This window comes from Microbacterium gorillae (assembly GCF_050990725.1).
Lineage (GTDB): Bacteria > Actinomycetota > Actinomycetes > Actinomycetales > Microbacteriaceae > Microbacterium > Microbacterium gorillae_A.
Genome location: NZ_CP158844.1, coordinates 2,528,593 through 2,549,022 on the forward strand (window position 1 = coordinate 2,528,593; position 20,430 = coordinate 2,549,022).

The 20,430-nt window shown below is 65.2% G+C and carries 12 protein-coding genes; 10 read left to right on the forward strand and 2 right to left on the reverse strand.

Features of this window, described 5'->3' with window-relative positions; all coding sequences use genetic code 11:
- Positions 1–74: 74 nt before the first annotated feature.
- Together ABTV68_RS11670 and ABTV68_RS11675 are read right to left on the reverse strand one after the other, a co-directional pair.
- Positions 75–716, reverse strand: a complete 642-nt coding sequence (locus ABTV68_RS11670) for a hypothetical protein (RefSeq protein ID WP_433673848.1) — start codon at positions 714–716, stop codon at positions 75–77.
- Between the two features lie 18 nt (positions 717–734).
- Positions 735–2,618 carry a PD-(D/E)XK nuclease family protein gene (locus ABTV68_RS11675; RefSeq protein ID WP_433673849.1) on the reverse strand — a complete coding sequence of 628 codons (1,884 nt, stop codon included), beginning with the start codon at positions 2,616–2,618 and terminating at the stop codon, positions 735–737.
- Positions 2,619–3,217: 599 nt separating this feature from the next.
- On the opposite strand from ABTV68_RS11675, the gene ABTV68_RS11680 reads away from it, so the two are divergent.
- The 10 genes from ABTV68_RS11680 (at position 3,218) to ABTV68_RS11725 (ending at position 20,391) form a co-directional block, all read left to right on the forward strand.
- Complete coding sequence (locus tag ABTV68_RS11680; protein ID WP_433673850.1) at positions 3,218–3,820, forward strand: hypothetical protein; 603 nt, start codon at positions 3,218–3,220, stop codon at positions 3,818–3,820.
- Between the two features lie 422 nt (positions 3,821–4,242).
- The gene (locus ABTV68_RS11685) at positions 4,243–5,310 is read left to right on the forward strand and encodes a hypothetical protein (protein WP_433673852.1); all 1,068 of its coding nucleotides are present in this window, start codon (positions 4,243–4,245) and stop codon (positions 5,308–5,310) included.
- Positions 5,311–5,441: 131 nt separating this feature from the next.
- Entirely contained in the window at positions 5,442–7,790 is a 2,349-nt protein-coding gene (locus tag ABTV68_RS11690) for a hypothetical protein (protein ID WP_433673853.1), read from the forward strand.
- A 163-nt stretch (positions 7,791–7,953) separates the two neighbouring features.
- A complete protein-coding gene (locus tag ABTV68_RS11695) occupies positions 7,954–9,702 on the forward strand; it encodes a hypothetical protein (RefSeq protein ID WP_433673854.1) in 1,749 nt (582 codons plus the stop codon).
- A 58-nt stretch (positions 9,703–9,760) separates the two neighbouring features.
- Complete coding sequence (locus ABTV68_RS11700) at positions 9,761–10,219, forward strand: hypothetical protein (RefSeq protein ID WP_433673855.1); 459 nt, start codon at positions 9,761–9,763, stop codon at positions 10,217–10,219.
- A gap of 99 nt (positions 10,220–10,318) precedes the next feature.
- On the forward strand, positions 10,319–11,479 hold the full coding sequence (locus ABTV68_RS11705; RefSeq protein WP_433673856.1) for a hypothetical protein: 1,161 nt from the start codon (positions 10,319–10,321) through the stop codon (positions 11,477–11,479).
- Positions 11,480–11,644: 165 nt separating this feature from the next.
- Positions 11,645–13,015, forward strand: coding sequence for a hypothetical protein (locus tag ABTV68_RS11710; protein ID WP_433673857.1), 1,371 nt, complete (start codon positions 11,645–11,647; stop codon positions 13,013–13,015).
- Positions 13,016–13,219: 204 nt separating this feature from the next.
- On the forward strand, positions 13,220–18,301 hold the full coding sequence (locus ABTV68_RS11715; RefSeq protein ID WP_433673858.1) for a hypothetical protein: 5,082 nt from the start codon (positions 13,220–13,222) through the stop codon (positions 18,299–18,301).
- A gap of 96 nt (positions 18,302–18,397) precedes the next feature.
- The gene (locus ABTV68_RS11720; RefSeq protein ID WP_433673859.1) at positions 18,398–19,423 is read left to right on the forward strand and encodes a ribonuclease HI; all 1,026 of its coding nucleotides are present in this window, start codon (positions 18,398–18,400) and stop codon (positions 19,421–19,423) included.
- Positions 19,420–20,391, forward strand: a complete 972-nt coding sequence (locus tag ABTV68_RS11725) for a hypothetical protein (protein ID WP_433673860.1) — start codon at positions 19,420–19,422, stop codon at positions 20,389–20,391. The genes ABTV68_RS11720 and ABTV68_RS11725 overlap by 4 nt, the downstream gene beginning before the upstream one ends.
- The last annotated feature ends 39 nt before the right edge of the window (positions 20,392–20,430 follow it).

Here is a 20,430-nt window from a genome sequence, read left to right on the forward strand (position 1 = left end):
CACTGACCTCGAACTGTGGAGAGCGCGATACCCCAGGAAACCGTTCCTGGGGTATCGCGGGCCCAACAGGTTCCTCAGCCGACAGGCTGAGCTGACTTGTTCAATCGCACAAGGCGCGGTGCGATCTCGGCACGGTTGGGCTTGAAGTCGTGGGTCCAGTTGATCTGAGCCGCGCCCTGCAGAAGGTTGAGCGTGGAGCCGCCCTGCGCGTCACGGAATCGCTCATCGACGCCGCGGTCCTCGTAGGCAGCGAGGATGCGATTGTTGACGCCGTTGCCCTTCTCGATGCGGAGCGTGACTGCGACCCGATGCCCGATGAGCGAGGTAAGCGCGGCGGCCTGTGCCTTCACCTGTGCACCTTGATGCGAGTCAACGCGATCGAGACGGAAGTGCTCGATTCCATCTCTCCAGTGTTCGCTCGGCTCCGTCTGCAGGAACACGATCGGGCGGTTGCTGGGATTCTTCCCGTTCGATCCATAGCCCTCAAGATCGACGTAGAGCACTGTGCCGACGAACGGCTTCTTGGTGTCGACGATGTTCTCTGCGCGCTTCTCGGCGTACGTGAACGCCGCCATGGCGGGGCTGCCATCTTGCATGAGGCCGATGATTCGGCTGACCTGCGATGAGACGGTGTTGTCGTCCGCTCCAGGACCGGCCGCGCCGACAGCGGACAGGATGATCTGCGCCTTGAGTGAGTCGGTGATTTCGATGGACATGGGTCTGCTCCTTGCGGGTCAGTTCGCGCCGACGTCGGTCGCGAAGTACAGGTGGGAGTCGTTCTGGACAGGTGTGCGGTCGTAGAGGTTCATTGCCTCGGTCAGGCCGATCACGAGGAAGCGCTGTGCCCCTGCGAGCCACTGCTCCCAGACGGCCGCCGGCTGCCCGAATGGAGCGGGACGATGCTCCAGGTGCGTGCGGAGAAGGCCTCGCAGCCGTGTCTGAGCACCGCGCTGGAAGTTGACCTGTCCGGTCAGTTCGAACTGGGCGCGCAGCACGATCCCGGCGAGAACGTCCGCGAATCGGCTGAGGGACGTGGTGCTCACGACTTGGCCATTGCTCGCGAGGTGGGCGTACGCTTCGCCGACCAGGCCGGAGACAGCCATCGCGGCGTAGGAGTTGAGATTGAGGGCCCCGTTGACCGATTCGTCGTAGACCGGTCCCTCTGCTCGTACGCTCATGTTCTGATCCATGGGTTCAGCTCTCGTTGTTTGCTCCGTCGGAGCGGTTGACTGTGCTGTCTCCCACATGCGCGGCGGTTCGAAGTCCCGTGCGCTGGGAAGGCCAAATGGGATCGGCTCATTCAGCGAGGGCTCGTCCGGCCAGGGGACGTCCGCGAAGGGATCAAATGCCTCAGGAGCTGTTGTGGCCGCCTCTGACACCTCGGCGGGCGTGGGAGCCGGCTCAACTGCGGTTGGGGCGTCCTGGACGTGCTCCTGCCCCTCCTGCGATGTCTTGAGGTCGCCAAGGGTCACTGGGAAGAGGTCATCGCCGTCCGGCTCGATGTTCTGTGGCTGTTTAGGCACGGTCACCCCAGGGGCGGCGCCGGTACGTGCTTCGGCAGGAGCTGCACCTGGACGCAGCGTGGGAATCCCCAGCTGCAACGCAGACGGCTGCCCTGAGGCCGCGGCCAGTTGCTTGTCGATTGAGGCCTGTCGTTTCAGTGGGTCACGTGAGGGGCTGAAACCGACTGCGGCCACAGGGCAGGAGTTCACGAGCAGGCACCAGGAGCAAAGCGCGCTCGGACGGGTCTCAAACTTCTGCCGATCGGCAGAGGCGTTCATGAGGTCATAGGCGTGCTTGTAGGCGATGAGTGTCTTGCGGATCTCCGGCTCGGAGATGTCGATGTTTCGAACGCCGTTCATTGCGCCGCGGTACTTGCCGGCGAGGAGCGGGTAGATCAGCGAAGCGCGCTTCGGCCGGACCCCCGTCTCCGCTTCGATACCCGCTACGTAGAGCCGCTGCTGGTCGCCGTAGTCGTCGCCGTACCGGGGGTTCGGCTTCGAAAGCGCCTTCTTCGCGGCCTCTTCGTCACCATCCTTGAACTTGAAGTCGTCGACCTCATGCCCGCCGTCCTCACCGATGACGACGCGGTCGATCTTCAGAATCGATGGAACCCCGTTTGGATCGCCGGGGCCCTTGCCGAGGTGCGTGAAGATCTTCCACTCGTTTTTGTGAACGTTCACCCTCGTCGGGTCCTCGACGTTGAAGATCGCGCGCGAACCGACCGTCACTTCGTCGACCCAGCGCTGCCGGAGGTTGTTGTTCGCGGCCAACGACTGCTTGTCCTGCCGGTCAAGCTTGTCGATGGACCACTCCGTGGCCGCATGGTCGGCGATGATGACGTCCATTGCGGCGAGGGTGCGTTGGCCCCCGGGAAGGGTGTAGAAGTCCTCCATGACAGCGTGACGTGCCGTGCCCAGTTCGCGGTTACCGAACGGGTCTTCGATCTGTCCGATGAGGCGAGTCGCTGCCATGGACGCGGGGCATTGCAAGGTCTTGCTTGCGACGGATGCGGAGAACCACTTCCGACGGACTTTGGCGACAGCGGCTTCGTCTGCGAGGAGCAGGTGCCCGCCGCTCCAGGCGGCGTCGGGCAGGTGGAAGTCGGGCTGAGCCATACAGGCCACATGCGCGGCGATGCCTGCTTTCGCGGCCGGGTGCCCGGCCCGAGTGGCCCGACACCCGGCCCGACAGTTCTCCCGCGGAAAATCAAGGGTGGCCCGGGTCGGCCCGACACCAGTCGGGCCGGGTTTTGCTCTACTCTCCGTTGGGATCGGAGGGGTTCACCTAGTAGTAGGTAGTAGAAAGAAGAGGATCTCCTATAGAGATAGATAGATATATGAGTGTCGGATCTCGTTGATTGATATCTCCGTGTCTCTATGTATGTCCTCTGGAGAGCCGGGCCACCCGGGCCGACCCCATTTTTGGGGGTCCGATCCCAGTCGGGAGTAAGTCAAGACCCGGCCCGACAGTTGTCGGGCCGGTGTCGGGCCGGACGGGGGTCGGCCCGACTGATCAACCCGTATTCGAGCATCGATGTGCCTCGCGCACGTTACACGCGCCCGCGCGCGCACGCGTAGGTGCGCGCGACACACGCGTGCGCATGCGCGCGCACGCGCGAGAGCCCGGCCTTCGTAACCCGCCTTCTGGGTTTCGGGGCGGTGCCGTCGTCCCTGCCGCAGGGGTGGGGAGATGACCACCCCGACAAGGAGATCCGATGGCCGACACCACGTACACCGACGGACGTTACGAGCAGCCCTCCGCTACATCTTCGACCTGGCCCGATGACATCGACGCCATCGAAGACGAGGAGGCAGTCACAGACGACACGAGCGAGGAGAGCGCAGACCTCGACGCCGACAGCGACGCCCCTGACGACAGTCGCCTGGGAAGCCGTCCGCGCAAGCCGATCACGAAGCAGTCCGCCGTGAAGGTGATCGCGAAGTATGCTGAGCTCGCCGCCGCCCCGAACAAGCATCTCGAGTTGCTCGCCACGGCCATCGGTGTGAAGGCCGATGCCGTGGATGTGGCTGCCACCATCGCATCAGCGAGCCGACTCTCCCTTGGCGCCCTGAACGACATCGCCCCGATCGCCGAGGCCGCGGCTGAATCGCCGTTCGCTGCGATGCACTCCGTCTTCAAGCTGGACCGCGATCAGGTGAAGCAGGTCTGGGCACTCCTGTCTGTGGCCGGCATCGTGGAGGGCGCACTGACCTCGAAGGAGCAGGCGGCCGCGGTGATGGTTGCCGAAGCGGCAGGGAAGATCAGCGACGACGATCTCGCACTGTTCGAGGCTGCCCGGCAGCTCGCGCGCAAGTAGGCCCGTTCGATGGGCCGTACATGCAAGTCGTGGCGCTACCACGCGACCTCGGGGCACTCAGGCCACCTGCCCGGTGGCAGGTGCCGGCAGTGCTGGACACCGTGTCGCAGCAAGCTCACGAAGCCTGAATGGCAGGCGGGGAAGCGCCGCTGTGAAGCGTGCGTTGACGCGATTCTGCAGTCCCCCGAGATTGCGGTCCGCCGAGCGCTCCTCGACGAACCTGATCTGGACACATCCGTCCTTCGTGTGCTCGTCACTGACCCCAACGGGCCGATTGCACTCGCCGCCGAGCGAGCACTCGAAGCACGCGGAATGGACACTTCGCCGCACGACTTCGCCGCCGTCCCGCGTTCGAGCGAATCCGGCCGTGAGCGATCGGACGTCGAAGCCCCTCACACGCCCACTTCAACGAGGAGTGTCTGGTGATGGCACGAAAGTCTCCCCGCACATCTCGTTCAGTCTGGGAGGACCAGACCACCGAGTACAACCCTGACGCTCCCGCTGTGCAATCCGCGATCCGTAGCGAACGGCTCAAGCGGCGAGCACTGCTGTGGATCGCTTGGGTCGTTGTCCCGTTGTGTCTCCTGGTGTCCCTCGGCCTGGCCGCGAGCAACACGAGCAATCAGAAGCCGACCGACCTCAGCAAGGCGAGCACAGCTGCCAACGCTTCGCCCGGCAAAGCGGCAGCGTTCGCTGCGGTACAGCAGTGGCTCGCTGGTGACCCATCTCCACTCCCCGGGGGCGCGCTCATCTCTTGGAACGGCTTCACCGTCGAGGACCCCCCGCCGGCGGATCCCGACAGTGCAGCGCCTGCCCCCACATATCGGTTCGAGTCGCACGTGTTCACCCTCGCCCGCGGCGCACAGATGTTCACCGCGACCGTTCAGGTCGCGGTCGATGGACCGGCCAGCGCGATGGCAACGTCGAGCCCCGCCTTGTCCCCAGTCCTCAACGCCCAGCTGACAGACACGGTCGTCCCGTGGTTCGGCGTCAAGACGACGACCGCGACCGTACCTGTACAGGACGCCGTGAAGTCCTGGGCTACGGCCTACGCGTCTGGTGACCCGAACGCTCTACGGCGAGCCGTCCAGGACAAGGACGTTGACCACACCTACGTTCCTTTGTCCGACGTCGCATCCGTCGCGGACGTACGAATCACGAGCGCTGCCGACGTTCCCACTGACGACAAGACGAAGAAGCCGACGCAGATGATCGTTCGGGTTGAGCTGAGTTTGTGGTGGAACGGCTCCCAGCCGCCGGCGGACGCTGTGGAGAATCGCAAGCCCGCTCCGATCACATACGACCTGCTGATCGACGATGCCGATACCGCGTCACCCTTCGTCGTCGCGTGGGGTCCCGCGGGAACGGGCACCACGCTCAAGGCCCAAGCGAATGCCCTCACCGGAGTCGACCTGCAACAGCTGAAGGCACCCACCACGACTGTCCCGTCACCGACCTCCACCGAAGGCGAGGAGGGGGAAGGCGAATGAGTAAGTCCCAGGACATGAGGATCCCTTCGAAACCTCAGTGGGAGACTCGAGCGAAGCGGCCCTTGGGAGGCGGGCTGTGGCCCGGCACCGACAACAGCCTCTGGCTCTGGCGGGCCGTCCCGATGGCGTCAGTGACCGACGCCCGGTCTCCCGAGGATGCACTGAACGTCGGCGTGCCCCTGTTCAACGCGTACGAGGAGCTCTCTCGGCTCGCGGGGCGCGGTAAGCATCGACGGCAGGTGAAGGGCACCTACCGAGAGACTCATGCGCTCCTGCTCAACATCCCTACGCGGTTCACCCCGAACCCGCGTTCGGCGATCCGTGATCATCTGACTCGCGAGTTCGGCGGCCAGGAAGTCCTGAAGAGGGCGGCCCTGTTCGGAGTGAAGCTTCGCCCGACGTACGGCAACGGTGGATGGCGGGCCGCCATCGATTCGGTCGTGGAGACGCTGCAATACGGCGGGGCACCGCTGAGCGACTTCGACAAGGACCGCGATGAGGTGGACTCCGCACTCAGCCGCGCTGGTTTCTCCGTCCCCGCGGCAACCGACCTGCACATGGCTGACTCGTGGTGGAACTTCGGTCATTCGGCTGGGGTGCCTGTTCTGCCCCACGAAGAGCACATCCACTACTTCCGGACGGTCGCAGCGGCGCACGCCGCACACAACGTCGACCCGTCAGAATGCTCGGATTGGCCCGTCCAGGATGCCGAGCATGCGATCTCGTTCGCCTCGGTCGAAGAGTTCGATCTGCACTACATCGACGCGAAGGAGGCCGACGCGCAGTGGGTAACTCCTCTGCTGGATCAGGGAGCTCGCGTCATCTCCATCCGAGCACTGGTGGAACCGGCGGCAGTCACGCGCGAGGAGCTTCGCGGCCAGCAGCGCAGGTACCGTCAGGACCTCGCAGCCCTGGCCGAGCAAAACAAGATGGACCGCCAGGAGCTCTACGAGCGTGAGGCGGAGATCGGCAGTGTGGAGAATGCATATGCGAAGGGCGGCCCTGCGACCCTCACCGAAACCAGCGTGATCGTCGGCTTCTCCGGTGTGATCGAGGACATCGAGAAGCTCGCCCCTCCCGGACTCGTTCTGTCGAGCATGGTGAACCGCCAGCCGGCCGCCTGGCACGAGACGATGGTCTGTTCGAACGTGCGCGCGAATCCGCACATTCACGATCTGCCTTCGACGACGGTCGCCTACAGCGCGTTCCCGTCTGTGTCTCGGGTCGGTGACGAGGATGGTGCGCTCATCGGACTGACGGAGCGCGACCGCCAACCCGCATACGCGAGCCACCGTGCCGTCGCGGATGAAGGTACGTACCCGCTGTTCCCGGTGTACGCGGCATCCGGCAGTGGCAAATCGGCCGTCCTGCAGCTGCTCGCTGATCAGTTCCACCGTGCGGGCATCTCGCAGCTCATCGTCAACCCTCAGCAGGGAGCCACCCTCGCCGGCGTGGCCGAGTACAGCGGCTGGCGGCGACAGACGCTGGACGCATTCGTCTCCTCCGACGGTGTGCTGGATCCGATCCGGATCATCCCGCCCGATGAGGAGACGGGCTCCCGTGCCGAGGCTGTGTCCAAGGCGCAGTCGATGATCGCGAACGTCATCCCACCGCGAGACCCGTTCGATCTCAACCGGATCGGGTACGCGATCGACTGGGGTGTGAATCACGGAGCGACGGCGACCGGTGAAGCCCTGATGCTCGCACGCGAAGCAGGCAAGATCACGGCGGAGATCACCGACCCGATCTTCGAGTTCGCGGAATACAACCCGATGTTCCGCGCCACCTTCGGCATGCACCCCGCGTCCGAGGTGTTCTCGCTGTCGAATGGCACCACCCTCATCGAGGTCGGATCCACCAGCCTCACTCTTCCCCCACAGGGCTGGGTGGGTGAGGCTGGTTCGCTCAGCGACCCCGGTATGCGCACGTCGATGAACCTGATCCGAATGCTGATCTGGGGCGGAATGAGTGCGCTGCGCGGACGCAACGGAGTGATCCACTTCGACGAGTCCTGGATCCTTGAGAAGGCCGCACCGGCGGACCTCGACATGGTCGGGCGTCTCGCACGCAAATGGCGTGTGCTGCCGTTCCTGTACACCCAGAAGCCATCGGGTCAGCGAGACATCGGCCTCAAGGGATATGTGTCTCGAGCGTTGATCGGCCACATCAAGGATGAGAAGGAAGCGCGCGCCGCTCTGGAGATGTTCGACCTTGAGGACAACGTCGACTATCTGCGTCGCATCACGGCGCCGCGGTATCTCGCTGATGGCGCCGGCGTGAACTGGGACAGCCTGCAGCACCTCCCACGAACGGACGGCGGACCCGGCGTGCTGCGGGGCTCGGTGTTCTACTACGCCGACCTGCGCAACCGTGTTGCCCCTGTCGAGGTGATCCTCAACGAGGAGTTCATCCGCATGCTGCAGGTCACACCGGAGGATGTCGCTCGGAAGAAACGAGAAGCGCAGCTGAGCGCAGTATGACCGCCCGCCAGCGTCGATTCGTCCGCTGGCTGGGTGTTGAGGGTGGGCCGCGCGGAAGTCGGAGCCGCGCGGCCCACCCGTGATCTTTCCTACATTCGTCGGTCCGTCTGCCGCAGGGGTGGTGGGTTGAGCGCGACCCGACCCGCGCTCGGGAAGGTCACTCATGGCGATCGAGCGAATGCAGGTTCCAGTCGGCGCGAAGTTCGATTCGAAGAACCAGCAGCACATCGACGTCGTGATGCGGAAGGTCGCTGAGTCTGGCCACGGTGCGGGGTGGGAGATCCAGTCCTTCGACCCGGCTTCAGGCCTGCTGACCCTCACGCGGAAGAGCCTCCTGACGCAGGTCGCGAAGGATGAGAACCCGAAGTCCGATTCGTATCAGGTGGAGCTCGGCCCAGACGCGAAACCGACGGACGGTGCGAAGTTCGCTGCGAAGTTCGAATCGGACCCGCGCTTTGCCGGCTACTTCATGACCAAGTTCGATCCCTACTTGAACCAGGCGACACTGTCAAAGCTCACGAACGCTGAACGCCAATGCCGGAGCGCGGTTGCAGTTGCGTTGAATGTGAAGCCGTGGGAAGTCCAGGTGTCCTCGCGCCGCGGCGGTGGGTTCGATGTCGTGCTTCCTCTGCAGTACGTCCCCTCGAAGTTCGACGTGAAGCTTGACGAAGTAGCAGCCACGATTGTAGGACGCCCCGGTTGGTACTGGGAGGGAGAGCCCTCCGCTCACCCGCCTCGCGGGCGGATTCTCCCCGGAGACTTGCCGACGTTCGAGCCGGTTTATCATTTCGACTTCGTCGCCAGCCGCAGCGCGAAAAAGAGCGACAAGGACCAGTGGCGTTTCCCTCTTGGCGTTGCACTCGGCGGCCGGGGGCAACCCAATCAGCCGCTGATGTTGGATCTCGGCGACTCCGTCGGATTGCTGAAGGTCGGCCTCGCTGGTGCCGGAAAGTCGACCAGCACTCAGGCTGACATCTACAACGCGCTCGAGCGAGGATGGCAGCTGGCGCTGATCAACACGGCCGACAAGGCAACCGACTTCGCCTGGGCGAAACCATATGTCCGCGAGAACATGTGGGGTTGTGACTCTGTAGCCCAGTCGCTGACCGTCGCGAAGCTCGTGATGGAAGACGGATCTCGCCGCGGTGCGCTCCTCAGCGAGTACGGGGTCTCGAAGCATCAGGACCTGCCCGCTGACGTGCGCGAGGAGAACCCGCCGCTGCTGCTTGTGGCCGATGAGCTCGCCAGCCTGCTCACCGCCGATCCGCTCCCGCCGGGCCTGCCGAAGGAGATGAAAGAGCTGCCGGAGTTCGTCAAGATGCAGCAGGACCTCCTGGAGGCGAAGCTGCTTGCGAACGCACTGTCAACGATCCCGGCCCTCTATCGTGCTGCGGGCTTCCGTTGCGAGTACATCACGCAGCAGCCGTCAGAGCGATACGGCTTCTCAGCGAAGCTGAAGGGGAACCTGCCACACCGCATCATGCTCGGCACCAACCCCTCCGAGGGTGAGAAGTCGAACGCCTTCCGCACGCCAGAGAAGATCCCGACGGTGCCGGCGAACATCGCAACGGACAAGTTCATCGCACGAGGTGTCGGACTCGCGCACCTCGACGGGACTGAGCCCGCGATCTTCAAGGGCTACTACGCGTCCCTCGACGACTACATCGCAGCTACGCGACGACTCGGCGCGCCCGTCACCCTCAACCCCGAACCGACGCCGCGGCAAATCGCGCGCCTCGTGCCTCGTGTCGACGGTGGGGATGGTGACGCCGAAGACGAGCCACGATTCGGCAAGGGTCCGCGCAAACACGAGGAGTGGGAGCTCGACCCTGAGACCGGCAAGCCCCTGGAAGGGTTCGCTCGCGCCAATGCGGCGCGCGCCGCGGCGACGAGAGCAGCGAAGAGCGCCTGAGCCCGCGCCGCACGGCCGCGCATGTGGGGCATCCAACAGACATCGGAAGGACAACACCATGACCGACATCGAACAGGCGGCCTTCGCGCTGCTGGATCCGGCATCCGGGCACATCGCCTACGCCGACACCGTCTCCGAGCTCGTCGACCAGCTCATCGACGGCCATGGAGGTGCTGACGAGGACACCCAGCTCGGCCTCCGCGTCGATGCCCTTGCCCATCACGCAGGCCAGGCTCAGGCCGTGGTGCTCGCGGCGGCCGGGGACGCATCTGCGCAACTCGATGAGGATGCGCTGACCGTGATCCTCCACGATCGGCACTCTGAGGCGCCCGTGTTCGACTCATGGGAGTCGGATGCTCCCCTATTCCTGATGGCCACGAGCTTCGCTCCGTACACCGACGTTCCGTGCCCGTCGGGCGACACGATCGTGTGGCTCGACCCGAGTACCGAGCGGTCATTCCTGGATGCCCTTGGCGCCGTCGGCGTGGCCGAGTTGATGGTGCGCAACCCCGACTGATCCGGCAACGAGAAGTTCTCCGACACCGCGCATGTGTCGAGGAGCGGCACTCGCTCGAGCAAGTGTCGCCCCTCGTTCCCGACGTCGGAGGGCTAGCCGTTGAGCCTCGTAGCCACAGATCTCCGCCAGGCCACCAACGATGTGGTGAAGGCGGCAGCCGAGCACGCACTGCGGCGGCCAGCAGACGAGAAGCCTGAGCGACTTCGCATCCTTGGTGTGCTCCTCGATCCTCATCTCGGGGCTGTCGAGCGGGCCATCGCACGGTACGAGCGTCGCAACCCGTTCTCGACGACCGAGCGGGAACGCATCGCGGCCTACGTCACTCGGGCGATCGACCGGAAGGTCCTCGGCGCCGACGGCTCCACCGACATCCTGGATCTGTCGGCGCTTGCCGGCGGGAACCCCGTCGCTTGGGTCGACAGTTTCGCTCGCGCCTGTGTCATCCACGGCGTCACCGAAGTGCGACGCGACCGTGGGAGGTCGATCTGGTCCGGCACAACCAGCGACGAATGGCTCCCGGCCGTGCACAGCGCGGAGGACATGTTCCTGCAGGGCCAGCGCGCCGACGTGATCAACATGGTCGCTGATGTCGTGGACACCTGGGGTGATCGCACGATGACGAAGCACGAGCGAGATGTCGAGGTGGCCGATGCACTGCGCGCACTCCGAGGCGTACCTCACCTGCACCTTCGCGATGCTGCCGATCGCCGCTGGATCGCCGGGCTCATGCAGTCCCCCGAGGGCGAGGGCAGGATCTTGGAGTCCCTTCATGTCTTCCGTGATCTGGCGTCCGGCTCCGCGGACTGGGGCAGCAGCGATGTAGATGATCGCCTGCTGGACCTCTGGATCGACTTCACCGCAGACCAGGCCGACGCCCTTGTTGCCGGCGGAGACCGGGTTGTCCTCGCGATCGTTCGCGGCGCCGTCGTGTTCCCTCCTCAACCGCAGGATGCGCAGCGCGTCGCCGTTCGTCGGATCGCGAAGGGCATGAGCACTGCACCTGGTTGGTCCTCTCTGGTCATGGAGCTGGAGCGGGCATGGGTGGGCGAGCATTTCGGCCCGCGCCGTCTTCGCGACAACATGGACCGTCGCTCTCACGCTCAGGCCGAAGCAGAGAGGCAGGAGTTGGCTGCTGGCTGGCCGCACGTGGCCGCTCGCGCTCTTGAGTTCCCGGGCCGACCGCTCGGACCAGCTGTCCGCACTGTCGATGACGTCGCTGCCTGGCTGCACGACGTGCTGCAGCTCGCTGTTCGCGACTGACGTGCCGCAGGGGTGGCGTGGTAGCCACCACGACGCCAGCACGTCTACGCTCGTTCTGTTCGGAACCTGTTGAGGGGCAGGTGACGCAACACGTGTGCACACCGCGCATATGGGTGGCAGTAAGAGCCGGTGACCCGACCGGCCCACCACACACTGGGAGCGAACATGGACAGCAACGAGACGCCGGCACCCGAGCCGACCGAACCGACGACGGAGATCGTCGAAGCCACCGATGAAGCCGAAGACAACTCGACCGACGCCAAGGAGGTGGCAACGGCGGCGGCCGAGGACACGGCACCCGCAAAGCCCGTCGAGGGATCCGAAGCGGCCACGGCGGTGAGCAAGCCTCGGCGCCGCTGGGGCGCGAAGGCCTGGATCGCCGCAGCCGCCGCAGTCGTCGTCGTGGGCGCTGCATGCGGCATCGGGATCCCGATGGCCGTGCACGCGAATGAGGTATCGGCCGCTCAGGCGAACTTCGATGCTGCGGTTGCGGAAGCGGCAGACGCAGCGTCGGCCGTGAGCGCCTCGAAGGCTTCACTCGATGTTCGCGCCGGCGATGCACTGGAGCAGTACACCGCGCTGAAGGCTGCGTTCAACGTCGTCCCTGCTGATTTCGTCGCCGACGCGAAGGTCCGTGACGCGCTGAGCGCAGCCGCGGATGCGCTGGCGAAGGCCGCCGGGCTCACGGTCGCGAAGGACGGGAAGGCTACTGCTCCAAGTCCGACCCCTGCCCCTACGTTCGCGGCGCCGCAGCGCACCGACGACCTCACAGACCTGCGCTCTGGTGCGGAGGCGGCAGAGACTGCTACTTCGACGCTGGCCGACGCGAAGGATGCCGACGAGGCGAAGTCGGCTGCCATCGACGCCGCATACGCCACTGCCCTCGCTTCGCTGGACAAGGTCGTCGCATCGGCCGCGAAGAAGGGCGCGGCCCTCGTTTTTGACAAGGCAGGCGCCGGGGAGCAGAAGGCTCTGAAGGATGCAGTCGCTGCGCTCACCGCGAGCGGCAAGGCGCCCAGCACGAGCGCCGACACCCCGACGAAGCTGATGAAGGCATACGTCGACGCTGCCGGCGCGGCGAAGAAGTCTCACGATGCCGCGGTCAAGGCCGAGGCAGACAAGAAGGCCGCTGAGCAGCAGCAGCAGCAGGAGCAGCAGCAGTCTGACGCGGGCTACGACAGCGGAGACGGTTCGTGGTCGGGCGGCGATGACAGCGACGGCAGCTGGTCCGGCGGTGACTCCGACTCGGGCAGTGGTGGGCAGAGCGACAACGGAGGTTCGCAGCCGCAGCCGCAGCCCCAACCTCAGCCGCAGCCCCAGCCAGAACCCGAGCCTGAGCCTGAGCCCCAGATCCCGTCACGGGGTGGCATGGTCCGTGGCGGCAGCTCGTGCGTTGGAACGGGCGGCAGCAGCTGGGCGAACTGGACATCGAACCTCGTCTACCCATCCGACGCCGTCGATGTGTGGGTCGAATACGAAGACGCGGGCGTGAGCTGGGGCATCGGCTGGTCTTGCACCAGTGACGATTGGAGCTAACCCTCCAAGCACTGCATGAAGCGGCGACGAGCAATTGCTCGTCGCCGCTTCATGTTTCGGCCTCAGCCAGCGGTTTGCCCGAGTGGCTCTGAGCGCTTGCCGCAGGGGTGGCGTGATAGCAGCTCCGCGCTGTCGGCGCGCCGCAGATCCGGCGGCAGCGTCCCACCCCCGCTTCGGGTGTGCACGCCCGAGATTGAGGAAACAATGACCGATCAGACAACGCGAAGCGGAACACGCCGCCGAGCGCGTCTGCGTAACCGATGGGTGAAGGGCGCGGCATCGATCGTCGCCGCCGCCGTCGCCATCGGTGTCGCAGCTGTTGCCACGGCTCCGGCCATGGCCGCGACAGGAGGTGTCGGCTACGGAAGCTTCGACGACTCCCCCTGGAGCCCCTACAAGGGCACGTTCATTCAGGACAACCTGCGCATCATCTGCGCCGAGTCCGGACGCCCGCTGCCGAAGGGGAACTCCCTCGCAGCTCCCGAGATCGTCGGACTCGCCCAGATCGCAGCTCTTTCCAGCTCTCGCGGCGAGCACCCCGCCATCTCGGAGAACCAGCTCGCTGGTATCAACCGAGTGCTGAACGAGCACGTCAACACCGGTGACCCCGCGGAGGCCGCTGGTCTCGAGTACGCCGTCGCCAGCGTGCTGTACCCGAACGACTCGCGCTACTCGATCGACGGCCAGCAGTGGGGCTCGATCGACGAGGTGATCAACCAGGACATGTACTCCCCCGCCGGTGGTGGAGCGGGAGTTTCCGCGATCCAGTCTTGGACGCACAGCATCATCAACGACATCAACTCGACGGTAGCCGGCGGCAACGCTACCGGGTCGGGTTCCCTGTCGTTCACGGTCGATCTGGGGCTTGTGCCCCCGACCGGAACCGTCGAGATGGACGGAACACCCGGATCGACGGGGTCCATCGATCTCGTCAACGCTGTCTTCAGCAACGGCTCCACCCACATGGACGGAGTCACCGAGGGCCAGGTCCTGGACATCGTCGCCGTTCCGCCGGCCGATGGCTCGCAGTACCAGGTCAGCGGCTCTGGGACGTTCACGCCGCCTGGCGGTGGCGGTTGGCTTCCGCAGGTGACGCTGCTGCGTGCTATCGGTGACGTGCAGTCTTCGATCGGTGCGGCTGGCCAGGGCTCTTCGACTCCGTTCAGCGTCGCCGGCATCGACCCTACAGTGATCTCGCAGACGTTCAACCCCGTGCTGACTACGCAGGCCGTGCAGTTCGTTGAGCGGGGCGACAAGCCCACTGACGTGCTCACGTTCAGTGCGGCGGCCGGTGAGGATGGCGTGGTCCGTCCCTGGACGCAGTCCCGCACTGGCAACTACGCTCCCGTGCTCGCCAAGGGAACTCTGTACGGGCCGTTCGCTTCGGAGCCTGCCCAGTCGCCCGATGTGCCCGCCGGCGCTCCGGTAGCCGGTCACGCAACGGTGACGACGTCGCAGAGCGATGGTCCCAACGTCCCGTACACGGTGACGAGCGACACTGCGGTGACGGCCACCGGCTACTACACCTGGGTGTGGGAGATCAACGCGGCTGACCAGTCGGATGCCGTGAAGCGCGCGCTGCCCGCGGATTACGCATGGCGTGACGCTTTCGGCCAGAAGGTCGAGACGTCGCTGACGCCGATGTACCCAGCTCTGACGTCGAAGGTGAACGAGAAGATCGTCACCGTCGGTCAGGAGACTACGGACCACCTCACGATCACCAACACCGGTGGCGACTGGCTGACGGGTGTGAGTGCGAAGTTCACGGGCCGTGCGTACTCGGTCGAGTCCGGTGCCGCGCCCAGCACGGGCGCCTCGGTGCCTGCGGGCCTGTCCCCGTTCGCGACCGTTGAGGTCACCGTCGACAAGCCTGGCGAGATCGACTCCCCCTCCGTGACTGTTCCCGCGAACGCCGGCCGAATCGTGTGGGTGTGGTCGTTCGACGCTGCCGACCAGGCGGATCCGAGCAAGTTCGGCGCCGGCTACACGTGGCAGGACCAGTGGGGGCTGGAGGCTGAGACCAGCCTGGTCCAGTTCAAGCCGGTCATCACCTCGAAGGTCTCCTCTGCCGTTGTGCAGATCGGCGACAAGCTGAATGACACGCTCACGACATCGGTCGTCGAGGGCCAGTGGATCGACGGAACGAACGTGGTTGCCAACGGCACCCTGTACGGTCCGCTGACCAAGCCGGCCACCACGAGCGCCACGGTTCCGTCGGGCACCCCGGTGGCCGGAACGGCTTCGCTCACCCTGACCGGGATCGGCACTTTCGAGACCAACACCGACATCGTCGCCAGCGCAACCGGCTACTACGTGTGGGTGTGGTCGATCGAGCAGTCAGCTCAGAGCGGGTCCGCTTCTCAACTGCTCCCGAAGGGATACAAGTTCGTCGACCAGTACGGTCTGAAGGACGAGACGTCGGTCGTACCGATGCGTCCCGAGCTCACCTCCAAGGTGAACGAGGAAACCGTCGTCGCCGGGCAGAAGGTCACCGACCATCTCACCGTCCGTAACGCCGGCGGAGAGTGGCTCACGGGCGTCGCGGCGAAGTTCTCGGGCACGGCCTACAGCGTGACATCTGGAGACGCACCTGTCACGGGCGACGCGATCCCTGCCGACGCAGTGCCGATCGCCACGGTGGAGATCACGGTCACCAAGGAAGGCGAGATCGACTCCCCGCCGGTCACCGTCCCCGCGGATGCCGGGTACGTCGTGTGGGTGTGGTCCTTCAACGCGGCCGACCAGGCTGACCCGTCGCTGTTCGGTGCCGGATACACCTGGCAGGACAAGTGGGCGCTCAAGGACGAAACGAGTGTCGCCCAGTTCAAGCCTGTCGTCACCACGCAGGTCTCCAGCAAGATCGTCCAGCTGGGCGATGAGATCAACGACGTCGTGACCACGAGCGTAGTTCAGGGTCAGTGGATCAAGGGCACGAAGGTGACCGCGAGCGGCACGCTGTACGGCCCGTTCCTCGCCCAGCCGGACCAGTCGAGCACGGTGCCTTCATGGGCCCCGATCGCTGGCACCGCTGAACTCACCTTCGATGGTGTGCAGAAGCGTGAGACGAAGTCCGGTATCACCGCGACCGAGTCCGGCTTCTACACCTGGGTGTGGGAGATCCACCAGGACAAGCAGAAGGGGCGTGCCGCTGAGCTCATCCCTGACGGCTACTCCTTCGTGGACGACTTCGCACAGGTGCCGGAGACGTCGATCACCCCGTCCGGCATCATCGCCGAGTCCGCGGTGACGAAGTCCGAGGTCGCACTCGGCGAGAAGATCCAGGACACCCTGTTCGTTCGTCTCAACGGCGACGGCGGCTGGCTGCAGTCCGGCCGTGAGCGTATTCCCGTCGTCTTCCGAGGCACCGCCTACTGGATCGCCGGCGACAAGGCACCTGCCGTGTCCGACACGGTCCCGGAGGCCGCGGAGGCAATCGGCACGACGTTCATCACCGCTGACCGTCCGGGCGAGTACAAGTCCGAGCTGATCGACGGCGAGGACTACCGAGCGGGTCACATCAGCTGGGTGTGGGAGATCCGCGAGGAGGATCAGCCCGAGGCTGTCCGCGGCATGGTCGCGGAATGGCACGACGCGTTCGGTCTTCCGAACGAGACGCAGCGGATCCTCATGCCGAAGGTGACCACCAAGGCTGACCAGACCGGCTACATCGGTGTGGGCTTCCAGGACACCGCAAAGGTGACGGGAACCCTTCCGGTCACTGGCGCCGATCTCCACTTCGAGCTGTACGCAGCCACGAAGAACGAGAACGACGAGTGGATCTGCGAGGCAGGCAACCTGCTGTGGACGAGCGAGACGACGCACGTGGAGACCACGGGTGAGTACGTTTCGGGCGTCGGCCCCGGCCTGGCTCCGGGCGAGTATCACTGGGTCGAGGTGCTCACGAGCACGAACGGCAACGAGATCTCGCGCGGCATCTGCGGCCTCCCGGACGAGACGACGAAGGTCGTCCCGCCGAAGGTGACCACGAAGGCGCAGACCAACGTGGCGGTCGGTGACCCGTTCACGGACACCGCCGTCATCGAGGGCAAGCTCCCCGCCACCGAGGATCAGGCCTTCGACCTTCACTTCGAGCTGTACGCAGCAACGAAGAACGAGGACGGCCAGTGGATCTGCGAGGCAGGAAACCTCCTCTGGACGAGCGAGACGCAGAAGGTGTGGGGAACCACACTTGAGTACACGTCGCCGGAGGCGCCGGGTCAGCGTGAGGGTGAGTACCACTGGGTCGAGGTGCTGACCGCACCTCAGCTCGACGGTGCCGAGATCCACCGCGGTGTGTGTGGCCTTCCGGACGAGACCACGACGGTCGTCGCGCCGACGGTCTCCACGAAGTCGCAGGCCGGCGTGAAGCTGGGCGGAACCTTCAATGACACCGCCATCGTTGAGGGGCTGCTGCCGTCCAACGGTGTGGAGCTCACCTTCGAGGCATACAAGGTGCCGATGAAGGACGACGGCACTGGCAAGTGGGTCGTGGCGGCGCCTGAGGCGGACGCTGAAGGAAACCCCATCGAACCGGGTGACCTGTCGTGGGTGTGCACCGCAGAGAACCGGGTGTTCTCCAACGTCGGCGACGGCGAGATCGTCACGAAGGCCGGGGAATATGTCGGCCCTGATGCGATCGCGGAGACGCACGGTAAGTACCTCTGGGTCGAGTCGCTGTACACGGTGCCGCGGAACGAGGGTGACGAGGCGATGCTGATCACTAGCGGCAAGTGCGGCCTGTTGAACGAGACCACCTTCGCGGTGGACGTGACCACGAAGGCTCACACGTCGGATGGCACGGGCACCGCCGCGTTCGGTGAGGAACTGTGGGACACCGCAGAGCTCACCGGCTACGTTCCCGAGGGTGGATCGGTGGAGTTCGAGGTCTACCAGACCAAGAAGGGCATGGCCCCGGTCTGCGACGCGGACACTCTGATGACCACGCTGAAGTCCGCGGATGGGCAGCCGCTTGCCGGCGGCCTGTACACCAAGGACGCACCGCTCGCTGTGGTCAGTGAGCACATGAAGAACGAGGTTGACTACGACTCCGATGTGTTCTTCGTCGAAGTGACGAAGGACTCGTCGGGCCGGGAGGTCAGCCGAGGTGAATGTGGTGACGTCGATGAGACCGTCGCGGCAAACGCGGCTGTCGCTGCCGTGGCTGCGACCGGCGGTCCGATCACAGGCGTCATCGCTGGCGGGGCAGCGATCGCTCTCCTCGCAGGACTGGGCGCACTGCTCCTGATCCGCCGACGTCGGTCCGTCGGCTCGGTCACCGCGGAGTAGCCCTCCAACTGGAAGCCCCGCAGCGCCAACGTCGGGTCATGCGCTGCGGGGCTTCCCTCTGCTTTCCGGCAGGGTGGAGCCGCGCATGTGGTGAGTATGGACCTCACCACGTTTCCGGCTCACCCGGTCACCGCGCCGCTTCCTCGGCCGCCGGTCGTATCCGCTCCCGGGGCGATGGTCGTTGACCTCGTCTCGGCCGCGGACAGCCACGGATGGGCGTGGTCCGCCAGGGTCGACCATGCCGAGGTCGTCACGCGGGTTCATGCCCGCAAGCGCAAGCACCAGCAGGAGCACACGGTCGTTTCCTCGCTCGCAACAGAGGTTGGTGAGTTCCTGCGATCCCTCACCTCCGATGCTCCGATCACTGTTCGCTGCTTCGTGCCCATCGTCCGCACTGCGTTGATCTCGAAGCTGGATCCCCAGCTGTTCGCGCTCCCCGATGGTCTCGCCCTTGGGCCGGCCGCGGCGTGGGCGGACGCCGCGAAACGCGACCTATGGACCCGGCTTGGCGAGCAGGAAGAGCAACTGCGGGCGGGCCGCACCCTGTATGGCGCCTCCGATGGCTCAATGCACCCTGTGTACGGGAACCCCGCGTACGCGTGGGTAACGGAACACGGTCGGTTCGGGATCGGCCAGACCAAGCGGAACAGTCGCGGTGACGTGCTCACCGCTGAGCTCACCGCGATCGTCGAGTTCGCCAAGAACGTTCCGTTCGACACGTTCGGGAAGGCAGTGCTCTTCGTCGACAGTCTCCGCGCGATCGAGATGTTTCGCGACCGGGATCCCCGACTGTGGCGTCTTCCCGACCCGCGAGGCGTGATGCTCACGATCGCGCTGTTGAGCAGCCGAAGACTGGAGCTCGTCTGGGTGCGAAGCCACAACGGTCACCCGTTGAACGACCTCGCTGACCGGCTGGCTCTCATGCGTCATCGTGCGATCCGAATGCGTCTGGATCAGAAGACGATCCACGCGAACGCCCAGGGCATCATCCAACAGGAGATCGAAACGCTCCTGGCCACGAACTGGGCGACAGCGCACGCGGAGGCCGTGAAGAACTACCACCGCTTGCTGTCTGCGCGCGCAGCTTCACGCACGTTCACTCACCAGAAGGAGTCAGCATGAGTTCGATCGACAGCCGAGGGAACCTCCACACCTCTGCCGGCACCCCGGGAGGCGGACGGTTCGCGCAGAAGACGAACAGCGCCCCCAACGGAGGGTTGACGTCCCAGACACCGGACCTCTCGGAGCAGCTCCCATCGCAGGTGGATGATGCACTGGCGGATCTGTACTACGAAGAGCTCCGAGTGAGTTCCAAGATCGCCTCTCACGAGAATCGCATCAAGATGTACCGCGGGTTCCTGGAGAACAACCCGTATGACGCGGAGCGGTACGAATCTCGGATCACCAAGGAGCAGGAAGCGGTCGCAGCGCTCACCGCTGAGCTCCGAGACACGAGGGGGCAGATGGCTCCCCTCGAGGCCGAGTATCGGCGCCGGGGTGGGTGGACCCGCGCGTTCCTCGTCAGTGGCGGTCACCTCCACAACACCATGGAGTGCTCAACCTGCAACCGGATGGGCCAGCCCACACGGTTCGCCTGGATGCCTCAGTTCTCCGGCGCCGATGAGGCGGAGATGATCGAGGCAGCTGGCGATCGATGCTGCACCGTTTGCTTCCCCGCGGCACCGGTGGCCGTATTGAAGCGGCCGTCAACGCTCCTCACCCCGGATGAGGAGGCGGCGGCACGAGCGCGCGTTGAACGCGAAGCCGAACGAGCCCGCAAGGCTTTTGCGAAGGAGGCCAAGGCGATAGCCAACCCCGACGGAACCGAACTGAAGCATCCCGGACGGTACGGTCGAGTGGTGAGCACGCTCGTGACCGCAGAGCGGGAGTTGACCGATGCTCTGCTTTTCGTGTACCTCGACACTGTCGAAAGTCCGTGGGCGAATCGGGAGATGGTTGCTGAGCACGAAGAGTGGGCATCACGGCTGGTAGCGGCGATCGCGGCCAAGAAGGGCATGACCGAAGCTGAGGTGCGCGCAGCCGCCGACGTGAAGATGCAGGCGAAGTTCAAACGCGAGTATCGCCGGTAGCCCGCTCAGCCATGTGCGTGGGTCGCGCGTTGTCCCCAA